The sequence below is a fragment of the Caulobacter rhizosphaerae genome, from assembly GCF_010977555.1.
Classification (GTDB): Bacteria; Pseudomonadota; Alphaproteobacteria; order Caulobacterales; family Caulobacteraceae; genus Caulobacter; species Caulobacter rhizosphaerae.
The window spans coordinates 4,614,070-4,639,381 of record NZ_CP048815.1 but is presented as its reverse complement, the minus strand read 5'-3'; the positions used below and the strand labels follow the sequence as shown (position 1 = coordinate 4,639,381).

Here is a 25,312-nt window from a genome sequence, read left to right as displayed (position 1 = left end):
ATTCATATTATTAAACAGACAATCGGAGATCGAATCCGAAAGGTCAGGGTTGTTCCGGCAAGGGAACGCTGGCTGCGCGATCGCCGATCGAGGCGGTGACCGCCGGCACCTCGGCCACCGCCGCGGCGGTCGCCGCCGCGGCCACGGTCACCGATGACCCGGGCGCCAGGCGCGTGCGGTAGATGAAGGCCTCGCCCTCGCGGGTCATGGGCCTGGGGCCGACGCCGTCCAGGAAGTCGCCGTCGATGAAGGCCGCTTCGGTGGTCGCTTTGGCCTTGAAGGTCACTTCGACCGGCCGGACGTAGGCGTGCTTCAGCCAGCCTTCCGCGCTGCCCAGGGTCTGGCCCTTGAAGTCGAACACCGCCGCGTTCTCCCAGTTGGAGCCCTTGCCCCAGCGGGTGCCGCAGGTCTTGGTCGAGACCCAGGCCGGTTCCCAGTAGAAGACCCCCGTGCCGCCGCTGGACAGCACCAGTTGGGTCAGGTCGACCAGGTAGCGCCTTTGGCCGTCGGCGGTGGCCGGATAGCCGGCGATCAGCGAGTCTTCGCCCAGCAGGTTTGGGGAGGCGTCGGCGTTTTCGGTCGTGAATGGATAGGCCGTCTCGACCACCAGCACGTCGGCCGCATAGGTGTGGCGCAGGCGGTTGATGGTCTGGCCCAGCTGGGCCATCGAGCGCTTGGACCACTTGCTGTAGTAGCTGAGGCCGATGACGTCGTAGTCGGTGATCCCGGCCTTGGTCGCCGCCTCGAACCACGGCTCGGCGTTCTCGGGCTGGGCGATGTGCAGCATGACCCGCGGCTTGGTCCCGGTCTCGCGGCCGGCGTCGCGCACGGCCTTGATGCCGGCGTTGAACAGCAGGGCGTTGCGGTCCCAGTGGATGGGCTCCTTGGCCTTGGCCAGGCTGGAGACGATCTCGCCGTTGGTCTCGTTGCCCACCTGCACCAGGTCGGGCATCAGGCCTTCGCGGTTCAGTTCGATCAGGGTGTCGTGCGTGAAGGCGTACAGCGCCTTGGCCTGGTCGGGCGTCGAGAGCTTGGCCCAGGCCTTGGGGGCGACCTGCTTGTCGCCGTCGGCCCAGTCGTCGGAATAGTGGAAGTCCAGCAACACCTGCAGGCCGGCCGCCTTGGCCCGGCCGAGGCTGCGCTTGACGTCGGCCAGGTTGGAATAGGTCGTCCAGTCCGGGTCGTTCCAGATGCGGATCCGGGCGGTGTTGGCGCCGGCCGCCCTGAAGAACTGGTATTGGTCCACCGCCTTGCCGCCGGCCTTGTAGACCGCGCCGCAGTCGTCCATCTCGTTGGCGTAGGAGATGTCGACGCCGAGATAGATCGGGGGCTTCGCCGACTCCGCCTGGGCCGCGCCAAGGCTGATCACGCTGGCGGCGACGGCCAGGGTGAAGCGGCGTTTGCCCCGCATGACGTTTCCTTCCGACAATGCGCCGCGTCGAGGCGGCGGGCGGAACGTCGCCGCAATTATATTATAAATCAAGAGCGGAGTTTGAGGGCCACCCGGCGCGGGACGTTCGTCACCCTTGCACCGGTTCCGAGGGGCGAGCCTGTTTCCCGCGTTCCTTGTCCACCAAGCGTATGATGGCGGTTCCGATCAACAATGGGACAGCCCCAAGCGGAAACGAAAAGAACTGCACATAGATCAGATCGCTCTTCTTGATGAACAGCGTGTCCGAGTGGTTTCTGTACAGATAGACGTTCCCGGTCGCGACGTTAGCGACGTGCGGACTATGGCCTATGACGGCGTCCTGCCTGACGTAGCAGAGAACTATCCAGGCCATGGAGAGGGTCCAGCAAACGACCTCCAGCCCTCTGATGAAGGTTTCTTTGCGCATCCTGTCCGCCCGATCCCGTGGCCATCAGCCGTCGGCAAGTTGAGCACCGTTCGCGCGTTCGTGCGAGGGACGTCGCCGCTTCCGCCCTCTACGGCCCGACCCCGCCGAACGTCCGCTGCTCCTCAACGTCCAGTTCCGGGCGCTGCGTCACGCCATCGGTCCAGATGGGACGCATCGTCGGTCGAGCCTCCGCCGCCACCCGCATCGCCAAGCCGTCCTGGGCGAAGTCGTCGACCGCGATCACCGCGGCCACCGCCTTGTCGGCGGCCTCCAGCGTCGCGATCTCGTCGGCGGTCACCCAGCCCTGCTCGACCCCGTCCTTCCAGTGGCGGATCTTCTGGGCGCGCAGGCGATCGTGGATCGGCTGGGTGGCGACCACGCGCTCGAAGGCGTCGATCAGTTGGCCGACCGCCTCGTCCTTGCCGCCGACATAGACGTTCTCGATCAGCCGGTCGCGCGTGGCCGACGGGTGCAGCAGAAGCTCGGCGCAGGCGGTGGTCGTGCGGTCCGACGGGCCTCGGCGACGCGGGCCCAGCGGCAGGATCGCCGCCCGCAGCAGCCAGCCGGCCAGGACGTTGGGCAGGTTGGCGAACACCTCGTCGAACCGCTGCTCGATGGTGGCGAAACCCGTGTCCATGCACCATTGCAGCAGCGGGAAGTCGGCGTCCTGGCGGCCCTCGTCCTCCCAGCGCTTCAGGGCGCCCGACAGGAAATAGAGTTCGGCCAGGATGTCGCCCATCCGGCCCGACAGCATCTCCTTGCGCTTCAGCGCCCCGCCCAGGGTCAGCAGGGCGATGTCGGAGGTCAGGGCGAAGGCGGCGCTGTAGCGGCCCATCTGGCGGTAGAAGCGGGTGGCGCGGCCGGCCTCGGGCGTCGGCGCGAAGGCCCCTCCCGTCCAACTGCGGCCCCAGGCCCGCAAGCCGGAGCGGATCGCGTGCGCCACGTGCTTCCAGAACACCGCGTCGAAGTCGGCCAGACCCTTGGCCCTGTCATCCTCGCCGATCGCCAGGATCTCGCTCAGCAGGAACGGATGGGCCCGGATCGCGCCCTGGCCGAACACCATCAGGCTGCGGGTCAGGATGTTGGCCCCCTCGACGGTGATGCCGACCGGGATGGCCCGGTACTGCGAGCCCATGTAGTTGCGCGGGCCCTCGATCACCGCCTTGCCGCCGTGCACGTCCATGGCGTCGTTGACCACCACCCGCATGCGCTCAGTGGCGCCGGCCTTCAGCAGGGCCGAGATCACCGACGGATGGTGGCCCAGGTCCAGGCCGGTGCAGGTGAGGCGACGGCCGGCGTCCAGGAGGTAGGCGTTGCCGGCGATGCGGGCCAGGCGCTCCTGCACGCCCTCGAACTTGCCGATCGGCACGTTGAACTGGCTGCGCACGCGGGCGTAGGCCCCGGTGGTCAGGGCGCTGAAGCTGGCCGCCGCGCCCGACAACGCGGGCAGCGAGATTCCGCGCCCGGCCGCCAGGGCGGTCATCAGCATCTTCCAGCCCTGGCCGACCCGCTCGGCCCCGCCGATCACCAGGTCCATCGGGATGAAGACGTCCTTGCCCCAGTTGGGGCCGTTCTGGAACGTCTGGAAGGCGGGCAGGTGGCGGCGGCCGATCTCGACCCCGGCCGTGTCGGTGGGGACCAGGGCGCAGGTGATGCCGATGTCCTCGACGTCGCCCAGCAGGTGGTCGGGATCGCGCAGCTTGAAGGCCAGACCCAGCACCGTGCAGACCGGTCCCAGGGTGATGTAGCGCTTGTGCCAGTTCAGGCGGATGCCCAGCACCTCCTGGCCTTTCCAGGTCCCGCGGCAGACCACGCCCTCGTCGACCATGGCCCCGGCGTCCGAGCCAGCCTCAGGGCTGGTCAGGCCGAAGGCGGGCACCTCGCGGCCGTCGGCCAGGCGCGGCAGCCAATGGTCGCGCTGGGCCTGGGTTCCGAACTTCATGATCAGCTCGCCCGGACCCAGCGAGTTGGGCACCATGGCCGTCACCGCGGCCGACACCGAGCGGGTGGCGATCTTGCGGACGATCTCGGCGTGGCCGAAGGCGGAAAAGCCCAGGCCGCCATACTCTTTCGGAATGATCATCCCGAAGAACTTCTGGCGCTTCAGATAGGCCCAGGCCTCGGGCGGCAGGTCGCGGGTCTCCCAGGTCATGCTCCAGTCGTCGAGCATGGCGCACAGGGTGTCGACCGGTCCATCGAGGAAGGCCTGCTCGTCGGGCCGCAGCCGGGGCGCGGGGAAGGCCAGCAGTTCGTTCCAGTCGGGATCGCCGGTGAAAAGCGCTGCGTCCCACCACGTGTCGCCGGCGTCGATCGCCTCGCGCTCGGTCTGCGACAGGGCCGGCATCACGCCGCGCGCCCAGGCGAGGATCGGCCGGGTGATCAGGTCCCGGCGAAAGTTGAAGGTGCTGGTCATGACGCCGCCTCGGTTACCGATGGACGTCTAACGCGATGGGGCAGGGTGAGGATGCGGCGGTGGGGCCGGAAGCTTCCTCACACGGATAACGGACGATCGCGTTCCTGTTGGGCGTGGCTCAGACCCTCGGACGGCTCGAGAAAGCGGCCCTTGGGCGTCTGGGCGGAAAGGCTGCTGGCGCCGCGTCAAGCCCGCCCCGGCGCGGCCCCGGGGCGACAGCCATGGCCAGCAACCTGAATGTCTGCGTGATCGTGACGCACCTGCGGCGTGGGAGAACGAAGTTTTCCAAAACTTAACTCGCAGAACCCCATCTTCGCCACTGTGATGTTTCGCTTGTTGGAGACAAGTAAGCGTTGCCTTCGGCGTCCTAGACAACCCTTCCTTTTAGAGGCCCACATGGCGGGATTTCAGTTCAGCCGCGCGGCGAGCGCGCCGGAGACCCTGACGGCTCTTGATCGTTCTCTGGCGATCATCGAGTTCGACCCCAGTGGGACGATCCTCACCGCCAACGACAATTTCTGCACGGCGCTGGGATATAGCCTGAGCGAGATCAAGGGCCGCCACCATAGCCTCTTCGTCGATCCGGCCTACGCCGCTTCCCCCGAATATCGCGCCTTCTGGGCCAAGCTCGGACGCGGCGAGTTCGACGCCCAGGAATATCTGCGCCTCGGCAAGGGCGGGGCCGAGGTCTGGATCCAGGCCTCGTACAATCCAGTCCGCAACAGCCGCGGCGCCGTGACCCGCGTGGTGAAGGTCGCCACGGTGATCACCGCCGAGAAGCGTCGGAACGTCGAGGTCGAAGGCAAGCTCAACGCCATCTCGCGCGTGCAGGCGGTCATCGAGTTCACGCCCGCCGGCGAGGTCCTGACCGCCAACCAGAATTTCCTCGAAACGCTGGGCTACAGCCTCTCGGAGATCCAGGGGCAGCACCACCGGATGTTCGTCGATCCGACCTACGCCGGGTCGCCCGATTACCAGGCGTTCTGGCGAAAGCTGAACGCCGGCGAATTCGTCTCGGCGGAATTCAAGCGGGTCGGCAAGGGCGGCAAGGAGGTCTGGATCCAGGCGTCCTACAATCCGATTTTCGACCATGCCGGTCGGGTCATCAAGATCGTCAAGTTCGCCACCGACGTCACCGGCCGGGTCAAGGCGGTCGACGAGATCGCCGTCGGCCTGGATCATTTGGCCCGCAACGACCTGACCTACCGCATCGATCGTCCCATCGAGGCGGCCTACGAGAAGGTGCGCAGCGACTTCAACGCCGCGGCCGACACGCTGGAGAGCACGATGTCGGCGATTTCGGTCTCGACCGGCAGCGTCAGCGGCGGCGCCCAGGAAATCGCCAAGGCCTCGAACGACCTGTCGCGTCGCACCGAGCAGCAGGCCGCCAGCCTGGAAGAAACCGCCGCGGCGCTGGACGAGATCACCGCGACCGTCAAGCGCAGCGCGGAGGGGGCCAAGCAGGCCTTCAGCGCGGCGTCTCAGGCGCGCGCCGACGCCCACCGGTCCGGCGAGATCGTCCGTGAGGCGGTGTCGGCCATGGGCGCCATCGAAGGGTCGTCCCGCCAGATCACCCAGATCATCGGGGTGATCGACGAGATCGCCTTCCAGACCAACCTCCTGGCCTTGAACGCCGGCGTGGAAGCGGCCCGCGCGGGCGACGCCGGCCGTGGCTTCGCCGTCGTCGCCTCCGAGGTCCGGGCCCTGGCCCAGCGCTCGGCGGAGGCGGCCAAGGAGATCAAGACGCTGATCGCCACCTCGAGCGCCCACGTCGGGCGTGGGGTGAAGCTGGTCGGCGACACCGGCGAGGCCCTGGACGGCATCGTCGCCAAGGTCGCCGAGATCGACGGCCTGATTTCCGAGATCGCCTCGTCGTCCCAGGAGCAGGCGACCGGCCTGGCCGAAGTCAATGTCGCCGTCAATCGCATGGACCAGGTGACCCAGCAGAACGCGGCGATGGTCGAGGAGGCCACCGCCGCCGCCGGCAGCCTGAGCAACGAGTCGCGAGAGCTTTCTCGTCTTGTCGGTCAGTTTCGCACCCACGGCGAGGCGCGCCAGTCATCAGCGCGGCGAGCCGCCTAGCGAAGTTCCGGGCGGCGACGCGAACGGGCCTGTCGCGGCCGTCTCCGATCAAGGCGTCCAGGTTGTCGCCGCCTACCCGGCTTCCCCCGTCAGCTCGCGCCGCGCCTTGTCCAGTTCCTCGGCGTAGCGCCGGGTCGCATAGGCTTCGGACAGGATGCCGATCACCTCGCGGTTGGCGTCGATCACCGCCAGTTCGTCGGCCTGGGTGTGGTCGAAGGCGCGCATCACCTCCTTGATCGACTGGTCGGCCGTCAGGGCGGTGTCAGTGTAGAGGGCCAGGCCGCCGACGGGCTTTTCGCTGTCGTCGGGCTGGGCGTAGGCCAAGGCCGTGCGGACGATGCCGGCATAGCGGCCCTGGGCGTCCAGCATCACCACGCGCTTGGTCGAGCCCAATGGATAGCGGCGGCGGAACTCGGCCAGGCTGGCTTCGGCCGGCACGGTCTTGACGTCCTTGCGCATCATCCGCCCGGCGGTCAGGGGGCGCATCCAGCTGACGTCGTGGGCGCTGCGGATGGTCTCGCCGCGCAGGTGCAGCCGCCAGGTCGAGAACGAGTAGCCGAAGGTCTCGCGCACCAGGGCGCTGGCGATCAGCGAAGCCACCAGGGCCGCGGCGGCCACGGTGAAGTCGCCGGTCGCCTCCAGCACCAGGAACGACATGGTGAAGGGGCCGCCGACCACGGCGACGCCGAAGGCGCCCAGCCCGACCAGGGCCGCCACGGTCGGGTCCAGCGACGGCAGCCAGGGCACGAACACGGTCAGGGCCGCGAAGATCTGACCCACCAGCACGCCCAGGAACAGCGAGGCGAAGAACAGGCCGCCCCGGAAACCGAAGCTCAGCGACACCACGCTGGCCAGGGCCTTCATGGCCAGCAGGATCAGCAGCGTCTTGAGGCCCAGGTCGGCGGTCAGGTTGACGTGCACCGCCCCGTGGCCGGCCGACAGGGTCTGGGGCGTGATCATCGCCAGCGCCGCCAGGGCCAGGCCGCCGACCATCGGGCGGACGGGCTTGGGCAGCCTGGACTTGCCGACCAGCCCCTCGGCCGAGGCCACCAGCCGCATCAGGGCGATCCCCGCGAACGCGCAGACCACGCCCAGCAGGGCGTAGAGGCCGTAGTCGAACCACGACTGCACGGCCGGGGTCGAGGTCTTCAGCAGGTAGGGGAGGCCGCCCATCCGTCCGGCCACCAGCACCGCGGCCAGAGCGGCGGCGGCCACCGGGGCCAGGTTGGCCACGGTATAGGCCCCGATGACGATTTCGAACGCGTAGAAGGCCCCGGTCAGGGGGGCGCCGAAGGCGGCGGCGATGGCCGCGCCCGCCCCGGCCCCGACCAGGGTTCGCATGTCGGCCCGCCGCAGGTTCAGCCGCTGCCCGGCGAACGAGGCGATGGCCGCCCCGGCCTGGGCGTAGGCGGCCTCCAGCCCGACCGAGGCCCCGACCCCGTTCGACAGCAGGGTCTGGCCGCAGATGAAGGCGCTGTCGCGGACCGACAGGTGGCCGCCGTGCAGGGCGTTGGCCTCGACCGGGTCGACCGCCGGCTTGGGGCGGTATTTCAGCCAGGCCCAGGAGGCCACGCCCAGCACCAGGCCGCCCAGGGGAATGGCCAGGGTCCGCCAGGGGGCGATCACGCTCTGGGCGCTGAGTCGCTCGTCGATGTTGATGGCGAACAGCAGCACCTGCAGGCCGTGGGCCAGCTTGGCCTGCAGCACCGCCAGCGCCCCGGCCCCCGCGCCGATCAGGGTGGCCACGGCGATCAGCCACAGCTCGCTGGACCGGATCCGCCGCCGCAGCCAGCTGAGCCAGCGCACGGAGGTGGTGGTCGGAAGGGACAGCTGCATGAGGGTTCCGGTCGCGAAGGGCGGCGCGGCCATCTTATGGGGCTTGCGGGGGGCTGGCAAAGCTGGGGACAGGTCCATGGACCTGTCGCCCCCTCAGAGTTCGCGGCCGCCTTCGTGCGCCAGCAGCCACCGCTTGCGCTCCACCCCGCCGCCATAGCCGGTCAGGGCGCCGCCGGTTCCGATCACCCGGTGGCAGGGCACGACGATGGCGATCGGGTTGCCGCCGTTGGCCGCGCCGACCGCGCGGACAGCGGCGGGACGCCCGACCTGGGAGGCCAGGCGGGCGTAGCTGGTGGTCTCGCCCAGCGGGATCTCGACCAGAGCTTGCCACACCTGATGCTGGAAGGCGGTGCCGCCGATCGTCCACGGGATGGTCCGCAACGCCGCCAGGTCGCCGGCGAAATAGGCCGCCAGCCCATCGCGGACGGCGGCCGGCGCCGCGCCGCTCTCCACCGCTTGGCCGCGATGGTGCAGGCGCAGGGCGCTGGTCAGGCGGTGGGGCTGGTCGTGGAATTCCAGCACCCTCAGCTGCCCGTCCGCGTCGGTGACCACATCGATCTCGCCGATCGGGGTGGCCAGCACCTCCAGCATCAGGACCTCAGGCCGCACGCTTCACCTTCCGCATCGGCGGCGCCCCCGCGTCGGCCAGCGAGGCCCAGAGGTGCAAGGCCGCGTAGGCTCGCCAGGGCCGCCAGGCCTCGGCGCGGGCCAGCAGCTGGTCCGCCGTCGGGCGGACGCCGTCGGCGTCGGCCAGGGCGCGCATCAGGGCCACGTCAGCGGCCGGGAAGGCGTCGGGCTCGCGCAGCTGGCGCATGGCTATGTACTGGGCCGTCCATTCGCCGATGCCTGGCAAAGCGCGCAGGCGGGCGACCATCTCGGTCAGGCCGGCGGTTGGCGACAGCAGGTTCGGATCGGCGGCGATCGCTCCGGCCATGGCGGACAGGCAGCGGATACGGGCGCCGGGCATCTTCAGGCCGGACAGGTCGGCTCCGGCCAGGCGCTGGGCCGACGGGAAGGCGTGGGTCAGGCCCGGCTCGGCCCAGGGCTCGGGCAGCGGCTGGCCGTGCGCGGCGGTCAGGTCGCCGGCCAGCTTGCGGGCTTGAACGACGGTGATCTGTTGGCCCAGGATCGCCCGCACCGCCAGCTCGAACCCGTCCCAGGCGCCGGGCACCCGCAGGCCGGGGCGCAGGGCCACCATCCGCGCCAGGTCCGGGTCGCGCGACAGCACCTCGCCAATGCCGACCGGATCGGCCGACAGGTCGAACACCCCGCGCACCCGGGCCAGAATGCGGGGCAGGGCTGACGGCCGGGGAAACCGCACCGCCACGCTCAGCCGGTCGCCGCCGATCGGCGCCACGGCGATCGTCCCGGCCGCACCATCCAGGGCGATGACCCGGCGGTAGACGTTGTTCTCGACCGCCTCGACGCCGGGGATCGCCCGCATCGCCAGGAAGGCCAGCATGCCGTCCCAGTCGTATGGCGGGCGGTAGCGCAGAGTCAGGGAGATGGCCTCGCCGGCCGGGGCTGGGAGGGCCTTCCTCCGGCGCAGGGCGGCGGGCGGCCGGTCGTAGAGCTGCTGGAAGGTCTCGTTGAAGCGCCGCACGCTGCCGAAGCCGGCGGCCAGGGCCACCTCGGCCATCGGCAGGTCGGTCTCGTGGATCAGCTGCTTGGCCAGCAACACGCGCCGGGTCTGGGCCACGCCCACCGGCGTCGCGCCCAGGTGCTGCAGGAACAGTCGCCGCAACTGGCGTCCGCCGACCCCGACGCGCTCGGCCAGGGTCTCGACGTCGTCCTCGTCGAGCGCGCCGGCCTCGATCAGGGCCAGGGCGCGGCTGACGGTGTTGGACGCGCCGTTCCAGGCTCCCAGCTGCGGCGAGGTCTCGGGCCGGCAGCGCAGGCAGGCGCGGTAGCCGGCCTCCTGGGCCGAGGCGGCGGTGGCGTGAAAGGTGACGTTCTCGCGCTTGGGCGTGCGGGCCGGGCACACCGGCCGGCAGTAGATGCCTGTGGTCCTGACGGCCACGAACAGCCGGCCGTCGAAGCGGGCGTCGCGGGTCTGGATGGCGCGATAGCAGGCGTCGGGATCGAGGTCCATGGGCCCGATCATAGACCCGGACGAGGCGACGTCTCGCGGTTTTCGGACCTTGTCATCGGCGACTAGCTCACAGCGCCGGCCCTGGTCTGTACAATCCTTGGGTGAGGGGTATTCATCAATGGGTAAATGTCGATCTCTCGACACTTTCCATTATAAAGATACCAGGCCGACACTGCTATGCTATCCAAAGCTGTCGTGCGACAAAATGCGCAGCGAAAACAGTCCAATACACGGACGTTAACGTCCAATTTGGCATGAACATTAGAGACTGATCAACCGAGATGATCGCCCAATAGGCCCCAAGTTCGGTCTGGGGCCATCATCATGAAATATCCCGTTCTCTGGGCGACGAGCGCGCTGATCGCGGCTGTCGCTGTCTCCGGTTTCGCCGTCGCTCGCCAGGAGCGCGGCGCGCCCGGCGTCACCCTGGCCCGCGACGTGGTCGCCGCGGCTAGCGCCTTCGAAACCTACACGCGCGGCGCGGGGACCATCTCGGCGGCGTTCGAGAACGGCGGCGGCGTCGCCGAGGCCCTGGCCAAGGGCGCGGCCTACCAGCCTGAGCAGCTGGACGCCGGCATGATCGCCTACGGCGCCATCGCCGCCCTGCAGGAGGAAGCCTTCATCGACGGCGTGCGCCAGGCGGCGCGCGAAACCCCGCCGGAGGTGCTGGTCGAGCGCCTGGAAGCCAATCCCGAGAGCGTCGTCGAGATCGACGGCGTCGGCGCCGCCGCCAGTCGGGCCCAGGCGGCCCTGATCAAGCGCGGCGCGCCGCTGGGCGCCACCGGCAAGGCGGTCAAGCAGGCGGCCTACGACATCCAGCACCAGGATTGGTCCAAGAGCCCGATCGCCGACACCGCCGGCCGCTTGGCCAAGGTCAAGGCGATGTCGGCCGCCTTCTTCACGCCCGGCGACGAGGACGCCGGCCGGCTGATCCAGGCCGCGACCGCGCCGCGCGAGGCGGGGGGCTTCGGCGGCGAGGGCGGGGCGGCCTTCACCCCGGTGACCGTGCGGGCCGCGGCCCTGGCGGCTCTGGCGGTTCTGGGCGCGGCCGGCGACGAGGACGCCGCCAAGCTGGACGTCGTCATGCACGACAAGAAGAGCGGCTTCTGCATGAAGATGGCCAAGCTGAACCTCTACCAGTGCCTGGCCGTGGCCGGCCCGCACTACGAGGACGTCTTCTGCCTGGGCCAGCACGCCCTGATCGACACCGCCCAGTGCGTCAACGACGCGGCCGGCGGGGCGGCGGTCCCGACGGCGACGCCCGCCCCGGCGCCGCGCTCGTTGCCGGGCTTCATGATCCCGGTGGCCGGCGCCAGCGTCGCGGCGATGTCGCCGGTTCCGGCGGGGAACTGATCGCGGTCCAGCGACGAACGCGCCAGAAGGTTTACATCCGCCGCGTTCGTCCCTAGAGAGCTGCGCCATGTCCGTCGTGATGACCAAAGCCATTATTCGCAAAACGACCTGCTTCGGCGGGGCGTCTGCGGATGTGCGCGCGGTCTAGACGCGACAGCCGGACAGAAGCCCCGCCGACGCGCGGGGCCGTCCTTTCCAGACTGACGGACATCCCCGCGCCTCCGCATCCTCCAGGAGACGCATGACATGACCTCGGCCTTTTCCACCTCCAACCCGCCGCATGTCGGCATCGTCGGCGCCACCGGTCTGGTCGGCGAGATGATGCGGACCCTGCTGGCCGAGCGGGACTTCCCGCTGGCCTCGCTGCGCCTGTTCGCCTCGGCGCGGTCGGCCGGAACCACCCTGGCCTGGCGGGGCCGGGAGATCGTGGTGGAGGACGCCGCGACCGCCGACTACGCCGGCCTGGACATCGTCTTCTTCTCGGCCGGCGGCGCTGCCTCGCGCGCGCTGGCGCCCAAGGTCGCGGCGACCGGGGCGGTCGTCATCGACAACTCCTCGGCCTGGCGCGACGACCCGGCCGTGCCGCTGGTGGTGGCCGAGGTGAACCCCCACGCCCTGGCGGAGATCCCCAAGGGGATCGTCGCCAATCCCAACTGCACGACCATGGCGGCCATGCCGGTCCTCAAGCCCCTGCACGCGGCGGCCGGGCTGAAGCGGCTGGTGGTCAGCACCTACCAGGCGGTGTCGGGCGGCGGCGTGGCCGGTATCGACGAACTGCGGGACCAGATCCTGGCGGCCGCCGACGGCGGCGCAGCCCTGGCCCGCGACGGCGCCGCCGTGGCCTTCCCCGCGCCGAAGAAGTGGGCCGCGCCCATCGCCTTCAACGTGGTGCCCCTGAACTACAAGCTCGGCGAGGACGGCTACACCGAGGAAGAGGCCAAGCTGCGCGAGGAGACTCGCAAGATCCTGGAAATCCCCGGCCTGCCGGTGTCGGGCACCTGCGTGCGGGTGCCGGTGTTCACCGGCCATTCGCTGTCGATCAACGCCGAGTTCGAGCAGCCGATCTCGGTCGCCGAGGCCCTGGACCTGCTGGGCCGCGCGCCGGGCGTGGTGCTGGCCGAGGTCCCCAACCCGCTGGCCGCTGCCGGGCAGGACCCGGTGTTCGTCGGGCGGGTGCGGTCCGACCCGACCGTCGCCCACGGCCTGGCGCTGTTCGTGACCGGCGACAACCTGCGCAAGGGCGCGGCGCTCAACGCCGTCCAGATCGCCGAGGTGCTGGTGGGCGCGGTCTAGGCGGACACATCCGGCGCCGGGCCCGAAAACCTCGTCCTTCGACAAGCTCAGGATGAGGTTTTCCGCGGCTGGGTCTGTAAATGGTCCTCATCCTGAGCCTGTCGAAGGACGAGGACCGCGCACAGCATCGATGCCCATCCGTCCCTAAACCGTCACCGCCTGGGCCTGGAACCCCTCCGCGCCGAAAACGCGGAGGTAGCGGGCGATTTCGGCGGGATCGCCCACGGCCTTGTTGGGATTGTCCGACAGCTTGACGGCGGGGCGGCCGCCGGCCCGGGTGACCTTGCATACCAGGGACACCGGGCCCAGGCTCCGGGCGTCCGGCGCGCAGCCGACGAAGTCGTTGGTCAGGTTGGTGCCCCAGCCGAAGCTGGTGCGCACCCGGCCGGCGAAGTGGCGGTGGGTCGTCTCGATACTCTCGACGTCCATGCCGTCTGAGAACACCAGCAGCTTGTCGCGCGGATCGCGGCCGCGGGCCCGCCACCAGGCGATGATCGCCTCGCCGCCCTCGATCGGCGGGGCGCTGTCGGGGCGAAAGCCAGTCCAGTCGGCTAGGTCGTCGGGAGCGTCGCGCAGCAGGGCCGCGGTGCCAAAGGCGTCGGGCAGCACCACCTTGAGATTGCCGCCATAGGCCTGCGACCACTCGTCCAGCACGGTGAACGGCGCCTGGCGCAGGGCGGCGTCGTCGTCGCCGGCCAGGGCCGCCATGACCATCGGCAGCTCGTGGCCGTTGGTGCCGATGGCCTCCAGGTCGCTGTCCATGGCCAGCAGCACGTTGCTGGTGCCGATGAAGGCCTCGCCCAGGCCTTCCTTGAGCGCCTCGACGCACCAGCGCTGCCACAGGAAGCCGTGGCGCCGCCGTGTGCCGAAGTCTGACAGGACCAGGCCTTCCAGGCGCCGCAGCCGCTCGACCTTGTCCCACAGCTTGGCCTTGGCGCGGGCGTAGAGGACGTCCAGCGAGAAGCGGCCCAGGCCACGCATCGCCGCGCGGCTGCGCAGTTCGTTGATGATCGCCAGGGCCGGGATCTCCCACAGGGTGACCTCGGCCCAGGACCCTTCGAACTCCAGCACGAACTGGCCGTCCCGCCGGCCCAGCCGGTAGTCGGGGAGCCGGTAGTCGGCCAGCCAGGCCAGGAAGGCCGGTTCAAAGATCTGGGCCCGGCCGTAGAAGCTGTTGCCGGCCAGCCAGATGCGCTCCTTCTTGCTCAGGCGCACGGTGCGGGCGTGGTCCAGCTGTTCGCGCAGGGCTCCTTCGTCGATCTCCTCGGCGATCCGCACCGCGCGGGTGCGGTTGACCACCGAGAAGGTCACCGGCACGTCGCGATGCCGCTTCCAGATCAACTGCAGCATCAGCAGCTTGTAGAAGTCGGTGTCCAGCAGGCTGCGGACGATCGGGTCCAGCCGCCAGCCGTGGTCGTGGACGCGGGTGGCGATGTCGGTGACGGGCATGGGCGGCTTTCGAAGGGCGCGAGGTGCAGTGCGGCGGCGGTGGAACGCGCGTCCTAAGGAAACAGCCCCGCGGTCCGGTAGGCCGCGATCGTGCGGTCGTAGATCGCCACATCGCCGCCGCCGCGCGCCAGCAGCTGGGCGCCATTGAGCGCCGACAGCACCGCCAGGGCCTTCTGGTCGGCCTCAGGCCCGGTCAGGTCCAGCACGTGGGTCAGCCAGGCGACGTTCAGGGCGATGAACCGTTCGACCTCGACCATCACCTCGGGCGGCATGTCGGCCTTTTCGGCGGCCATGATCCCGACCAGGCACATGCGGTTGTCATTGACCAGGGCGGCGCGGAACACGCCGGTATAGAGGCCCATCCGCCCAGCGGCGTCGGGCGCGACGGTCAGGAAATGCTCGAAGGCTTTGGCCGCCCCGTCAGTATAGCGCTTGGCCAGGGCCGCCCCCAGGTCGCCCTTGGTCGGGAAGTGGTAGTGGATGCTGGCGCTCTTGATCCCGACCGTCTTGGCCAGTTCGCGAAAGCTCAGGGCGTTGTAGCCGCGGGCCTGCACCACGGCCTGGCCGGCGTCCAGGATCACCTGGCGCGTGTCGAGCTTCGTCGTATCGGTCACCGCTGAGTCCTTGCCTATCTACCGATAGATAATGGTTGACGGCGAAGCGCGAAAGGCCTTTACGAGTTTTGCCTATCTACTGGTAGATAGAATCGCAATGGAGGCAGCCGCCATGAAAATCCACGACTTCGCTATCGGGCCCAACCCGGCCCGCGTCCGCATCGCCCTGGCCGAGAAGGGCCTGGCGTCCGACGTCACCTTCGTGCCGGTCGACCTGCCCGGGGCAGAGCACAAGCAGCCGGCCTTCCTGGAGAAGAACCCGACCGGCACGGTGCCGGTGCTGGAGCTGGACGACGGCCTGTTCATCTCCGAATGCACGGCGATCACCGAGTACCTGGACAATCTCGACGGCAACCCGGTGCTGACCGGCCGCACGCCGCGCGAGAAGGCGGTGATCCACATGATGCAGAAGCGGGCGGAGTCCGAGCTGATCGACGCGGTGGGGATCTATTTCCACCACGCCACCCCGGGCCTGGGCGACAAGATGCTGGCCTACAAGAGCCCCGACTGGGACGGTCGCCAGGCCTGGGGCGAGCGCTCGCGCGACAGGGCGGTGGCTGGCATGCGCTATTTCGACAAGGTGCTACGCGACCAGCCCTATGTGGCTGGCCAGGCGTTCTCGATGGCCGACATCACGGTGTGGGGCGGCCTGGCCTTCGCCGACTTCGCCCGGATCGCGATCCCGGAGGACTGCGCGGCGCTGGCGGCCTGGCGGGCGAGGGTGGTCGAACGGCCGAGCGTGCGTTCGCCGGCGGGGTAGGGCGTCATCCTAAGAAAAAGGCCTCCCGGATCGCTCCGGGAGGCCCTTTCGCTATCGTTCTGGACGCAGACCCTACCGGATCCCCGCCACTTCCCGCGCGGCCTCGCGTTCGACCTTCTGCTGGTAGGCCAGGTCGCCGTACTTGCCGTATTCCATGCGGGCGATCGTGCGCTCGTGCACCTCGTCCGGGCCGTCGGCCAGGCGCAGGGTGCGGATGCCGGCATAGGCCTTGGCCAGGCCGAAATCGGTGGTGACGCCGCCGCCGCCGTGGGCCTGGATGGCGTCGTCGATGATCTTCAGGGCCAGGCGCGGGGCCGCGACCTTGATCATGGCGATCTCCAGCCGGGCCGACTTGTTGCCGGCCTTGTCCATCATGTCGGCCGCCTTCAGGCACAGCAGGCGGCACATCTCGATGTTGATGCGGGCCTCGGCGACGCGCTCCTCCCAGACCGAGTGGTCGGAGATGTACTTGCCGAACGCCTTCCGACTCATCAGCCGCTTGACCATCTTCTCCAGCGCCACCTCGGCCGTGCCGATGGTGCGCATGCAGTGGTGGATGCGGCCGGGGCCCAGGCGGCCCTGGGCGATCTCGAAACCGCGGCCCTCGCCCAGCAGCAGGGCGTCCTCGACGGGCACACGCACGTCCTTGAGGATCACCTCGGCGTGGCCGTGCGGCGCGTCGTCATAGCCGAACACCGGCAACATGCGGACGATCTCGATGCCGGGGCTGTCCATCGGCACCAGCACTTGGCTCTGCTGGGCATGGCGGCTGGCGTTGTTGGGATCGGTCTTGCCCATGACGATGGCCACCTTGCAGCGCGGGTCGCCCACGCCCGAGCTCCACCACTTGCGGCCGTTGATCACATAGTGGTCGCCGTCGCGCTCGATGCGGGTCTCGATGTTGGTGGCGTCCGAGCTGGCCACCGCCGGCTCGGTCATCAGGAAGGCGCTGCGGATCTCGCCGTTCATCAGCGGGCGCAGCCAGCGCTCCTTCTGCTCCAGCGTGCCGTAGCGCATCAGCACTTCCATGTTGCCGGTGTCGGGCGCCGAGCAATTGAAGACCTCGGACGCGAAGCCGATCTTGCCCAGCTGCTCGGCGATCAGGCTGTATTCGAGGTTGGTCAGCTGCACGCCCTCGAACTGGAACGTGTCGTCGACATGGGTCTGGCCGCTGTGGGGCGGCATGAAGAAGTTCCACAGGCCGGCGGCCTTGGCCTTGGCCTTGAGCTCCTCGACGACCTGGACGACCTTCCAGCGCTCGGCCCCGAGCACGTTCATCTCGGCCTCGTAGACCGGGACGGCCGGCTTGACGTGCTCTTCCATGAACGCGGTGACCCGGTCGAGGAAGCTGCGCTGGGTGGCGGAGATTTCGAAATCCATGGCGTTCCCGGTCCCGTTGTTTGTGCTGTCAAACGCTTGTTTGAAATAGTTCTAGCACCGAAGGGCGTCGGGCGGCAAGCGGCCTCGAAAAACCCTATCGCCCGTTGATAACCTTGGCGCCCTTGGCGTCGAACCAGACGACGCCGTCGCCGACCATGGCCATGCCTTGCCGGACGAACATCTCGTGCGGAACAGCGTCCCGCAGCGCGACGAGCAGGGCTGGCGTGAAGATACTGTTCCACTGCGTCAGCAGTTCGGTCTTGTTGCGGATAGTTTTGGGACGGTCGCCGTTGACGCGCAGCGGATACGACACCGCATCGGCAGCCGCCGCTCGATCGCCGCGCACCGCGGCCTTCAGGAACTTGGCGGCCCGGGCCTCGACGACGGCGTCGGGCTCGTCGGTCATTTCTTCGTAGCGCCGGGCGCGGGGCGGCCCGTCGTACGAGGTCGAGAAGCCGATCTCGACCGGCAGGGTCCGGACGCCCTGGGTCCAGGTTCCGGCCAGACCGGTCGAGTTATAGAAGGTCAGGGTCTGGCCGCGCGTCGAGGCGTTCGAGACCAGATGCAGCCGAAACGCGCCGCCGCTGGGCTCCCGCAGAGTGAGGATGTCGCCGTCCATCCGCCCGGTCAACGGGATGTCGGTCAGCGTCTTGACGTAGAAATAGTGGCCGGACACGAAGTCGCGGTGGTCGCGCACGGTCAGCTGCATGCCGACCGGATAGGTCCCGATCTTGCCGCTCATGCCGAACGTGCTGAGGCCCTTGGGCGGATCCTCGGCGCGGGCGTTCGGGGCCAGGGCTAGGGCGAGGGTCGCGGCCACGCCGACCGCGGCTGCCTTGATTGCGAACGCCATTCGAAACTCCTCCGCGTCGTCGAGCCTAGCCAGCTTCGTCGGGCGTCACCACCTTTCGGCGCGGCGGGGCCTACAGCACGTAGTTCACCGCGATCACGGGCGTCACCGAGGCGGTGGCGTTGCGGCCGGCCGGGATGATACGGGCGCCGGCGATCACGCCCAGGACGGGGCTGAAATTGTACTCCACGGCCGGGGCCAGGATCAGCGCCTGGCCGACGGGCGAGCGGCGTTCGTAGGCCGCGCCCGCGGCGTCGACGCCGGACACCGTGGTCGCCGCGTCGCGCTGGTAGGCCAGGTCGATCGCGGCCACCCAGCGCCGGGTCATGCTGTACTCGAAGGCCAGGTCGACATTGAACGAGTCGCCCGGCCTGGCTCGGCCCGCGAAGCCGGTGGGCGTGCCGTAGACGCTGGCGCCCTCGACGTCGGCATAGCCCGAGCGGGTGTAGGCCAGGTTCAGGCGGGTGCGCAGGATCCGGCCGTTGGGCGTCCAGAAATAAGTCTGGGAGTTGAGGCCGACCGTGGTGGCGTAGGCCCCGTTGCCGAAGCCGTCGTTGGGACGGGTGTCGAGCCGGTCGTGGCGGCCGGTGGGCAGGGTCTCCTGCAGCATCAGCGAGACTGTCGGCGTGCGGCCGCCCGGCTTGTATTGGGTCAGGCGGTACTGGCCCTGGACGGTCAGGTCGCCCAGTTGCACGCCCGAGCTCGACCGGCCGCCGGCCCGGCGATAGCCGAAGCGGGGGATCAGGCCGGCGGTGAAGGTGTCGGTGACGCCGTACAGCAGGTAGGTCTGCGAGCCGTAGGTGTCGGCGTCCGGGGCTGGACGCCGCTTGCCCTTGCCGTCGATCACGCCGTACGGCTTGGCGTCATAGAGGTAGGGCTCGATCAGGGCCCGGCCCTTGGGCAGGGTCGAGGCGCCGGAGGCGAGGATCGGCCCGGTCCACCAGGCGTCGTCCAGCGCCTGCCGGGGCGGAGCGGCGTCCTTGGCGAACGCCGGGGCGAAAGCGGTGGCGGCCACGGCCAGCCAGGCCAGAAGCGACGCCATGCCCAGGCGGGCCCCTAGCGCGTGCGAAATCATCGATCGTCTCCCCCGTCGGCGTCGCGGCCTTGGGCGGCCGGCGATCTCGTTAGACAGTCGTGCGCGCGACCGCCGCCCGGAACTTGCGACAACATCGTGTCAGGATATGTCAGCAGGGTGAGCGGGATGAACGACCGAGGCGCCGGATCGCCGCGCGATCTTGCGCGAGGCCGGCGGGCAAGGGCATCCTGCCGCCCATGAACATCCAGATTCGCCCCCTCGAAGGCCGCCACGTGCGGCTGGAACCGATCACGCCAGAGCTGCGCGCCGAGTTGAAGGGCGCGATCGACTGCGATCCCGAGAGCTGGGAGATCATGTCGACCAACGGCTGCGGCGAGGGCTTCGCCGACTGGTGGGGCGCGCTGAAGGGCGAGACTGAGCGTGGCGAGCGGATCGGCTTCGCCATCCGCCGGCTGAAGGATGGCAAGGTGGTCGGCACGTCCAGCTACCTGAACATCCGCAAGCTGCATCGCGGCCTGGAGGTCGGCTCGACCTTCCTGCATCCCGACGCTCGTTCGGGCCCGGTCAATCCGGAGTCCAAGCTGCTGCTGCTCAAGCACGCCTTCGACTCCGGGGCGATCCGGGTGGAGTTCATGGTCGACGTCCGCAACGCCCGCAGCCAGGCGGCCGTTGAGAAGCTGGGGGCCGACAAGGACGGCGTGCTGCGCAACCACAAGATCACCTGGACCGGCCACGTGCGCGACACCGCCGTGTTCTCGATCACCGACGCCGACTGGCCGGGCGTGCGCCAGCGGCTGGACTTCCGGCTGCAGGAAACCTTCGCCTAGAGCGCGTTGGGCGAAAGTGTGCGCGGTTTCGCCGGCTAACGCGCCCTAGGTCCGTGAACAGGGAGGCGTCCCAAAGGAGCAAGAATGCCGCTCCTGGGTCGCCGCCAATTGTCACAGTTTTGCGAAGAATGCCGATCTTCGAGGTAAAGATCGCGTTAGCTATGTCTTCGTAAAGCTTTCGCCAAGCTTTCGCACGTAGTTTCCGACCCCATGACGGCTATTGCGTGCTTGAGAATTCTGTTCGCCGGGACCGCCGAGGCGGGACGGAGCCTCCCGGCCGCCCAGGTGCAAGCCGCCGCGGACCTGTATCTCAAGCATCGCTGGAAGGCCCCGCGCCGCTACGGCGCCGTCGCGTCCCTGGCCTTCGTCCTGGCCGACACCAAGGCAGAACGCCTCGATCCCGTCGAGATGCAGACCCTGGCGGTCGAGTTGGAAGCGGGCCTGTTCCCGGGACGTGAGGCCGGCCAGGTCTGCCTGCTGACCTTCGAGGGCGACGAGACCGCGGTCCTGCAGTTCGCCAGCCTGTCCCAGGCGTCGCTGGCCAGCCTGATCGCCGGCCGCGGCTATGCCGGTCCGCCTGGCCATGTGCAGGTGATCACCGCCGCGGAAATCCGGGCCGTGCCCAGCGCGCCCAGCGAGGCCGTGGTCGACGAAGTGCTGCGCAACGCCCTGAGCCAGACGGCGCCCGCCGAGCCGGCGCCAGAGCCCGCCGCCCAGGCCCAGGCCAAGGCTCCGGGCCTGGCCGCCCGTCCAACCGTCTCGGCCGCGGCGAGCCGGCCCGCCGCCCCTCGGCCCGCGCCGGTCGCCGACAAGCCCAAGCCGCCGCCTCCGCCCGCCACCGGCTGGTGGGGCCTCTACCATCCGCCGTCGGAATCCTTCGTCGGCGCGGCGATCGGCCTGCGGGCCGACCTGGCCGCCCCGCGTCCCAGCGAGGACGCCGCCCTGCTGACCCGCGACCTGACCTGCCTGAACGACGCCCAGGCGGCGTTCGCCCATCCCGCCTTCCAGAAGGGGGCGGGCGACGTGGGCATGCTGTTCGTGCCGTTCAGCTTCTGGAACCTGACCAACCCGGCCTCGCAGGAAGCCTACAAGCGCCGCCTGTCGCGCTATCCGCTGGACATGCAGACCCGACTGGGGGCCACGGTCTACGATACGCCGCGGGAGCCTTCGCTGGGCCTGCTGGGTCAGATCCGGACATTCCTGCAGCCGCACTTCGCCTTCATCGACCTGAACATCACCGAGCCGAACTTCCCGGTCGCCACCTTGCCGGGCGATCTGGCCACCAGCATCACCCTGTCCTTGCCCGAGGACGACCTGCGGGCCCGGGTCGAGGCGATCGGCCAGTTTGCGGCCGCCCAAGGGGCCTATCGCGCCAAGGGGGTCCGGCAGGGCGTGGCCGGTCTGCGCGACCTCCGGGAGCTGGAAGCCTGCCGCGCCGCCGGCCTGCGCTTCGTCTGCGGCCCGGCGATCAGCGACCTGATGGCCAGCCCGATCGGCGCAGCTCCGGCCCTGGGCCTGCCGCTGAAAGTCGCCTGACGCCGACGGCGCCGCGACAGTGGGTCGCGGAAAATTTCTCGCGTTTGAGTCGATTCCGCTAACCTTCCACGCGTAGGGTAGCGGCATGACTGCAATCGCGTGCTTGAAGGTCTTCGTGGGCGACGAACTGCGGTTCGCCGACAACGACACCATGGCCGGCTTGGTCGGCAAGGTGGCGGGCGCCTATCTGGAGACGACCTGGCTGTGGCCACGCCGTTACGGCCTGGTCGCGCCGTTCTCGTTTGTCCTGGCCGACCCGCGCGCCACCGCGCTGGACGCCCGCGAGTTGCAGGCCCTGGCCCGCGACCTACAGTTCAAGCTGTTCGGCGACAAGGGCGACGGCGACATCGCCCTGCTGATGTTCGAGGGCGACCAGACCGACGTCATGCGCTTCGCCGGCATCAACGGCGCGCAGTTGAAGGCCTTGCTGGACGGCGAGGGCGAAAGTCCGTTCGCCGGACGCGTCTGCCGGATCACCCCGACCGAAGTCAGCTCGGTGGTGCCCAAGGGCGGGCCGGTCTGCGGCGCGCCGACCATGGAGGAACTGGCGGCGCTGGCGGCGGAGGACGACGCCGAGCTCGCCGGTCCCCCGGCCCGCGTCGGCTATCGCGGCGTCTATCACGGCCCCCGCCAGACCTTCATCGGCAGCGTCGCGGTCTGGCGCCAGGCCCAGGTGGCCTCCGCCTTTGGCCTCACGCCGCCGCATGTCGAGATCAACCGCCCCGACGAGGACATCCTGATCCTGGGCGGCGCCGCCGCGGCCCTGGCCGCGGTGCCTGTGGGGGTGATGTTCTTCCCGATCAGCTTCTCGACCCTGGTCAAGCCGCGGGCCCGGGCCGAGCTGCTGCCGCACCTTGAAGCGCTGCCGCGCGGATCGCGGCTGCGCCTGGCGGTCGGCGTCTACGATACGCCCCGCGCCCCCTCCTTCTCGGCCCTGTCGCAGATCAAGCGGTTCCTGGAGCCGTTCTTTGGCCGGGTCGACCTGCGGGTCACCGATCCGGCCTTCCAGATCGACGAGCTGCCGCCGGGCCTGGCCAGCAGCGTCACCCTGACCCTGCCGCCGGGCGACGAGCCCACCCGGCTGGCGGCGGTCAGCCGGTTCGTGCGCGAGGGACCCGCCTATCGCCGCAAGCAGGTCTGGCAGGGCGTCGCCGACGTTCGCACCCGTCGCGAGCTGAACCACTGCATCGAGCTGGGCCTGCCGTTCATGACCGGCGAGGCGGTGACCGACCTGCTGGAGCAGCCGATCGGCGCCAGCCCGCTGCCGTGGCTGAACCTGCCGCTGCACGACTGGTCGGTGACGCCCGAGGCCGGATCCGTCTCGTCCGTGGCCTGATCGACGGAGCCTCGCGAGGGGCCATGGTCATTCTTTCGCCGCGATAACCGTCAAGCTTCCCGCCTCGAGGTTGGCGGGCGATCTCGTGACGCTCCGGGCTGTTCGGAGCGGTGGTCGGCGGCGGCGCCGTGGGCCCGACGGGATCACGTGTTGCACCGCCCCACCATCACCTCCAGGCGACCGACCCGCCGCCGGACAGGGTGGATCCTGGCCTTGATGATGCTGCTGGCGGCCGGACCGCCGGCGGAGGACGCCCGGGCCGACACCCTGAAGCAGCGCCTGGAGGCCCGGGTCGGCCTGCGGGCCCGGCCCGTGTTCGCGCCCAGCGGACGCTTCCGTACCGAAGGCGGCGACATCTTCGTCCTGGACCGCACCGGTCCCAAGGCCCTGCTGAAGTTCCAGAACCGCGACGAGGTCTGGGCGCTGGAGGGCCATCCCGCGCCGCGGGGCGACACGGTGTTCAAGAACGACGTCGGCGAAACCGTGCTGCGCGCCAGCAAGCTGGGCGGCCTGACCCTGTTCACGCGGCGGACGCCGAACGGCCAGGCCGTGACGCTGGTCGGCCCCGGCGAGCCGTTGTCGACCCGCCGCCCGCTGTCGTTGGTGGCGCTGCTGCGGGCCGTGGTGGCCTCGGGCCACCGGGCCACCCGCGCCGCCCAGCACCCACTGGCCGTCACCTCGGAGGACGAGATCACGGCCGAGACGGCGGCGCCGATCGCCGACGCGGCCGCCGTCGTCGCCGAGGCCTTCGAGGACCTCGACCGTTCGGGCCGGCGCGACCTGCTGGCCCGTTGGCGGCGGGTGGTCCTGGTCCTGGGCGACAGGGCCGAGGTCAAGGCCGACGGCGACGTCCTGGTGATCGGGCTGAATCCGAAGACCGGCCCCGCCGGCCGGCCGTCATCGGCCAGGATCGTCCGGGCCTTGAAGCGGCGGCGCTGAACAGGCGGAAACCCTCCGTACCGGGAGCGTCGTTTGGGGGCTGGATTTGCCGGGCGACGCAACGCACCTTGGATCCGCGGGAAGCAGGGGCGGGGGAGACGATGATCGGCGCGAAACGATTGGCGGGCGCGGCCTTGGGCGCCCTGCTGCTGGCGGGCTCGGCTCAGGCGGCCCAAGCCGCCCAGAAGGCCGCCCAGAAGGCCGCCGGGTCGCCGGAGGCCCGCACGGCCGCCCGCTTCGAGGCCGTCGCCAAGAACCGCGCCCAGTTGCGGCTGTTCCTGCGGGCCATGCCCAAGGGCGGCGACCTGCACAACCACCTGGTGGGCGCGGCCTATGCCGAGGACTTCCTGGCCTGGGCCGACGCCGACGGCCTGTGCGTGACCACCGGCCCCCTGCCGGCCATCGCCGCCGGCCCGTGCGACGCGCCGGGCAAGGTCTCGGCCAAGGATCTGGGCAAGACCAATCCGGCGCTCTACAGCCGGGCGATCAACGCCTTGTCGATGAGAAGTTACCACCCTGGCGCCGACGGGGCCCTGCCGTCCGGTCACGATCAGTTCTTCTCGACCTTCGGCCGCTTCGGAACCGTGACCGACGGCAACCTGCCGGGCCTGCTGGCGGTGGCGCGTGACCAGGCGGCCGGCGACCATGTCGGCTATGTCGAGACCTCGGTGAACCCCTCGGCCATGTACGACCTGGTCAGCCCGGTTCGCAACGCGCCCTGGGACGGCGACATGGCCAAGGCCCTGGCGGTCCTGGAGCCGGGCATCCCGGCCATGACCGCCAAGGCCCGCCAGCAGTTCGACGCGGCCGAAGCCGAGGCCGACCGCCGCCAGGGCTGCCTGGCCCAGAAGCCACGCACCGGCCCCTGCGCGGTGACGCTGGGCTACCAGGCGTTCGCCGTGCGAATCCTGCCGCCCAGCGTGGTCTTCGCCCAGCTGACCGCCGCCTTCGCCCTGGCCCAGGCCGACCCGCGCTTCGTCGGGGTCAACATCGTCGCCCCCGAGGACGACCCCACCGCCCTGGCCGACTACGCCCTGCACATGCGGATGCTGCAGTTCCTGCACGCCCGCTATCCGGACGTGAAGCTGTCGCTGCACGCCGGCGAGCTGACCCTGGGCCTGGTGCCGCCGCGCGACCTGCGCTTCCACATCCGCCAGGCGGTCGAGGTCGCCGGGGCCCGCCGCATCGGCCATGGGGTGGACATCGCCTACGAGGACGACGCCCCGGCCCTGCTGGCCCGCATGGCCCGCGACAAGGTCGCCGTCGAGGTCAACCTGACCAGCAACGACGTCATCCTGGGCGTCAAGGGCGGCGACCACCCTCTGGCCCTCTACCGCCAGGCCGGGGTGCCGTTCGTGCTGTCCACCGACGACGAGGGCGTCTCGCGCATAGACCTGACCAACGAGTACCTGCGGGCCGTGACCGAGCAGGGCCTGGGCTATGCCGACCTGAAGGCCGCCGCCCGGGTCAGCCTGGACTACGCCTTCCTGCCGGGGCCCAGCCTGTGGGCCGCGCCGCGCACGCCGGTCGCCGCCTGCGCCAGGCCGGGCCCGGCCTGCGACGCCTTCCTGGCCGGCAGCCGCAAGGCCGCGGCCCAATGGCAGCTGGAACGCGAGTTCGAGGCGTTCGAGGCGGGGCGGTAGAGCTTCCACAGCGCCTGGGGCGAAAACCTCGTCCT

At 69.9% G+C, this 25,312-nt stretch carries 20 protein-coding genes; 9 read left to right on the top strand and 11 right to left on the bottom strand.

Going from position 1 to position 25,312, the window contains the following annotated elements; translation table 11 throughout:
• Positions 1-43: 43 nt before the first annotated feature.
• From G3M57_RS21165 to G3M57_RS21155, 3 genes are all read right to left on the bottom strand, one after another.
• Complete coding sequence (locus G3M57_RS21165; RefSeq protein ID WP_163232819.1) at positions 44-1,411, bottom strand: glycoside hydrolase family 53 protein; 1,368 nt, start codon at positions 1,409-1,411, stop codon at positions 44-46.
• A 109-nt stretch (positions 1,412-1,520) separates the two neighbouring features.
• Positions 1,521-1,838, bottom strand: a complete 318-nt coding sequence (locus G3M57_RS21160; protein WP_163232817.1) for a hypothetical protein — start codon at positions 1,836-1,838, stop codon at positions 1,521-1,523.
• An 88-nt stretch (positions 1,839-1,926) separates the two neighbouring features.
• A complete protein-coding gene (locus G3M57_RS21155) occupies positions 1,927-4,251 on the bottom strand; it encodes an acyl-CoA dehydrogenase (RefSeq protein ID WP_163232815.1) in 2,325 nt (774 codons plus the stop codon).
• A gap of 396 nt (positions 4,252-4,647) precedes the next feature.
• Between G3M57_RS21155 and G3M57_RS21150 the strand changes: the two genes are divergently transcribed.
• Positions 4,648-6,333, top strand: a complete 1,686-nt coding sequence (locus G3M57_RS21150) for a methyl-accepting chemotaxis protein (RefSeq protein ID WP_056751671.1) — start codon at positions 4,648-4,650, stop codon at positions 6,331-6,333.
• A 72-nt stretch (positions 6,334-6,405) separates the two neighbouring features.
• Here G3M57_RS21150 and G3M57_RS21145 read toward each other — a convergent pair whose 3' ends face one another.
• The 3 genes from G3M57_RS21145 to G3M57_RS21135 form a co-directional block, all read right to left on the bottom strand.
• Positions 6,406-8,169, bottom strand: a complete 1,764-nt coding sequence (locus G3M57_RS21145; RefSeq protein WP_056751883.1) for a chloride channel protein — start codon at positions 8,167-8,169, stop codon at positions 6,406-6,408.
• Between the two features lie 93 nt (positions 8,170-8,262).
• Positions 8,263-8,778, bottom strand: coding sequence for a methylated-DNA--[protein]-cysteine S-methyltransferase (locus tag G3M57_RS21140; protein WP_230983888.1), 516 nt, complete (start codon positions 8,776-8,778; stop codon positions 8,263-8,265).
• Positions 8,768-10,261 carry a DNA-3-methyladenine glycosylase 2 family protein gene (locus G3M57_RS21135; RefSeq protein WP_163232813.1) on the bottom strand — a complete coding sequence of 498 codons (1,494 nt, stop codon included), beginning with the start codon at positions 10,259-10,261 and terminating at the stop codon, positions 8,768-8,770. The genes G3M57_RS21140 and G3M57_RS21135 overlap by 11 nt, the downstream gene beginning before the upstream one ends.
• Positions 10,262-10,585: 324 nt before the next feature.
• Here G3M57_RS21135 and G3M57_RS21130 point away from each other — a divergent pair, with 324 nt between their 5' ends.
• Positions 10,586-11,614: a hypothetical protein gene (locus G3M57_RS21130; RefSeq protein WP_163232811.1), complete on the top strand. Its 1,029-nt coding sequence runs from the start codon at positions 10,586-10,588 to the stop codon at positions 11,612-11,614.
• A 246-nt stretch (positions 11,615-11,860) separates the two neighbouring features.
• Positions 11,861-12,907: an aspartate-semialdehyde dehydrogenase gene (locus G3M57_RS21125; protein ID WP_163232809.1), complete on the top strand. Its 1,047-nt coding sequence runs from the start codon at positions 11,861-11,863 to the stop codon at positions 12,905-12,907.
• Between the two features lie 144 nt (positions 12,908-13,051).
• On the opposite strand, the gene pncB is transcribed toward G3M57_RS21125, so the two are convergent.
• Entirely contained in the window at positions 13,052-14,356 is a 1,305-nt protein-coding gene (gene pncB, locus G3M57_RS21120) for a nicotinate phosphoribosyltransferase (protein ID WP_163232807.1), read from the bottom strand.
• 53 nt (positions 14,357-14,409) lie between these two features.
• Positions 14,410-14,970, bottom strand: a complete 561-nt coding sequence (locus tag G3M57_RS21115) for a TetR/AcrR family transcriptional regulator (protein ID WP_163232805.1) — start codon at positions 14,968-14,970, stop codon at positions 14,410-14,412.
• 112 nt (positions 14,971-15,082) lie between these two features.
• Here G3M57_RS21115 and G3M57_RS21110 point away from each other — a divergent pair, with 112 nt between their 5' ends.
• Entirely contained in the window at positions 15,083-15,730 is a 648-nt protein-coding gene (locus tag G3M57_RS21110; RefSeq protein WP_163232803.1) for a glutathione S-transferase family protein, read from the top strand.
• Between the two features lie 72 nt (positions 15,731-15,802).
• On the opposite strand, the gene G3M57_RS21105 is transcribed toward G3M57_RS21110, so the two are convergent.
• The 3 genes from G3M57_RS21105 to G3M57_RS21095 form a co-directional block, all read right to left on the bottom strand.
• Positions 15,803-17,110 (bottom strand): acyl-CoA dehydrogenase family protein, encoded by a 1,308-nt coding sequence (locus G3M57_RS21105; protein ID WP_163232801.1) that lies wholly within the window; start codon positions 17,108-17,110, stop codon positions 15,803-15,805.
• Positions 17,111-17,204: 94 nt separating this feature from the next.
• Positions 17,205-17,963: a hypothetical protein gene (locus tag G3M57_RS21100; protein WP_163232799.1), complete on the bottom strand. Its 759-nt coding sequence runs from the start codon at positions 17,961-17,963 to the stop codon at positions 17,205-17,207.
• Between the two features lie 70 nt (positions 17,964-18,033).
• Entirely contained in the window at positions 18,034-19,035 is a 1,002-nt protein-coding gene (locus G3M57_RS21095) for a transporter family protein (protein ID WP_163232797.1), read from the bottom strand.
• Between the two features lie 197 nt (positions 19,036-19,232).
• Here G3M57_RS21095 and G3M57_RS21090 point away from each other — a divergent pair, with 197 nt between their 5' ends.
• The 5 genes from G3M57_RS21090 (at position 19,233) to G3M57_RS21070 (ending at position 25,277) form a co-directional block, all read left to right on the top strand.
• Positions 19,233-19,823 (top strand): GNAT family N-acetyltransferase, encoded by a 591-nt coding sequence (locus G3M57_RS21090; protein ID WP_028038474.1) that lies wholly within the window; start codon positions 19,233-19,235, stop codon positions 19,821-19,823.
• 228 nt (positions 19,824-20,051) lie between these two features.
• Positions 20,052-21,359, top strand: coding sequence for a hypothetical protein (locus tag G3M57_RS21085; RefSeq protein WP_230983887.1), 1,308 nt, complete (start codon positions 20,052-20,054; stop codon positions 21,357-21,359).
• Between the two features lie 85 nt (positions 21,360-21,444).
• Positions 21,445-22,695: a hypothetical protein gene (locus tag G3M57_RS21080; RefSeq protein ID WP_163232793.1), complete on the top strand. Its 1,251-nt coding sequence runs from the start codon at positions 21,445-21,447 to the stop codon at positions 22,693-22,695.
• 150 nt (positions 22,696-22,845) lie between these two features.
• Positions 22,846-23,634, top strand: coding sequence for a DUF4908 domain-containing protein (locus G3M57_RS21075; protein ID WP_163232792.1), 789 nt, complete (start codon positions 22,846-22,848; stop codon positions 23,632-23,634).
• A 101-nt stretch (positions 23,635-23,735) separates the two neighbouring features.
• Positions 23,736-25,277: an adenosine deaminase family protein gene (locus tag G3M57_RS21070; RefSeq protein WP_163232790.1), complete on the top strand. Its 1,542-nt coding sequence runs from the start codon at positions 23,736-23,738 to the stop codon at positions 25,275-25,277.
• The last annotated feature ends 35 nt before the right edge of the window (positions 25,278-25,312 follow it).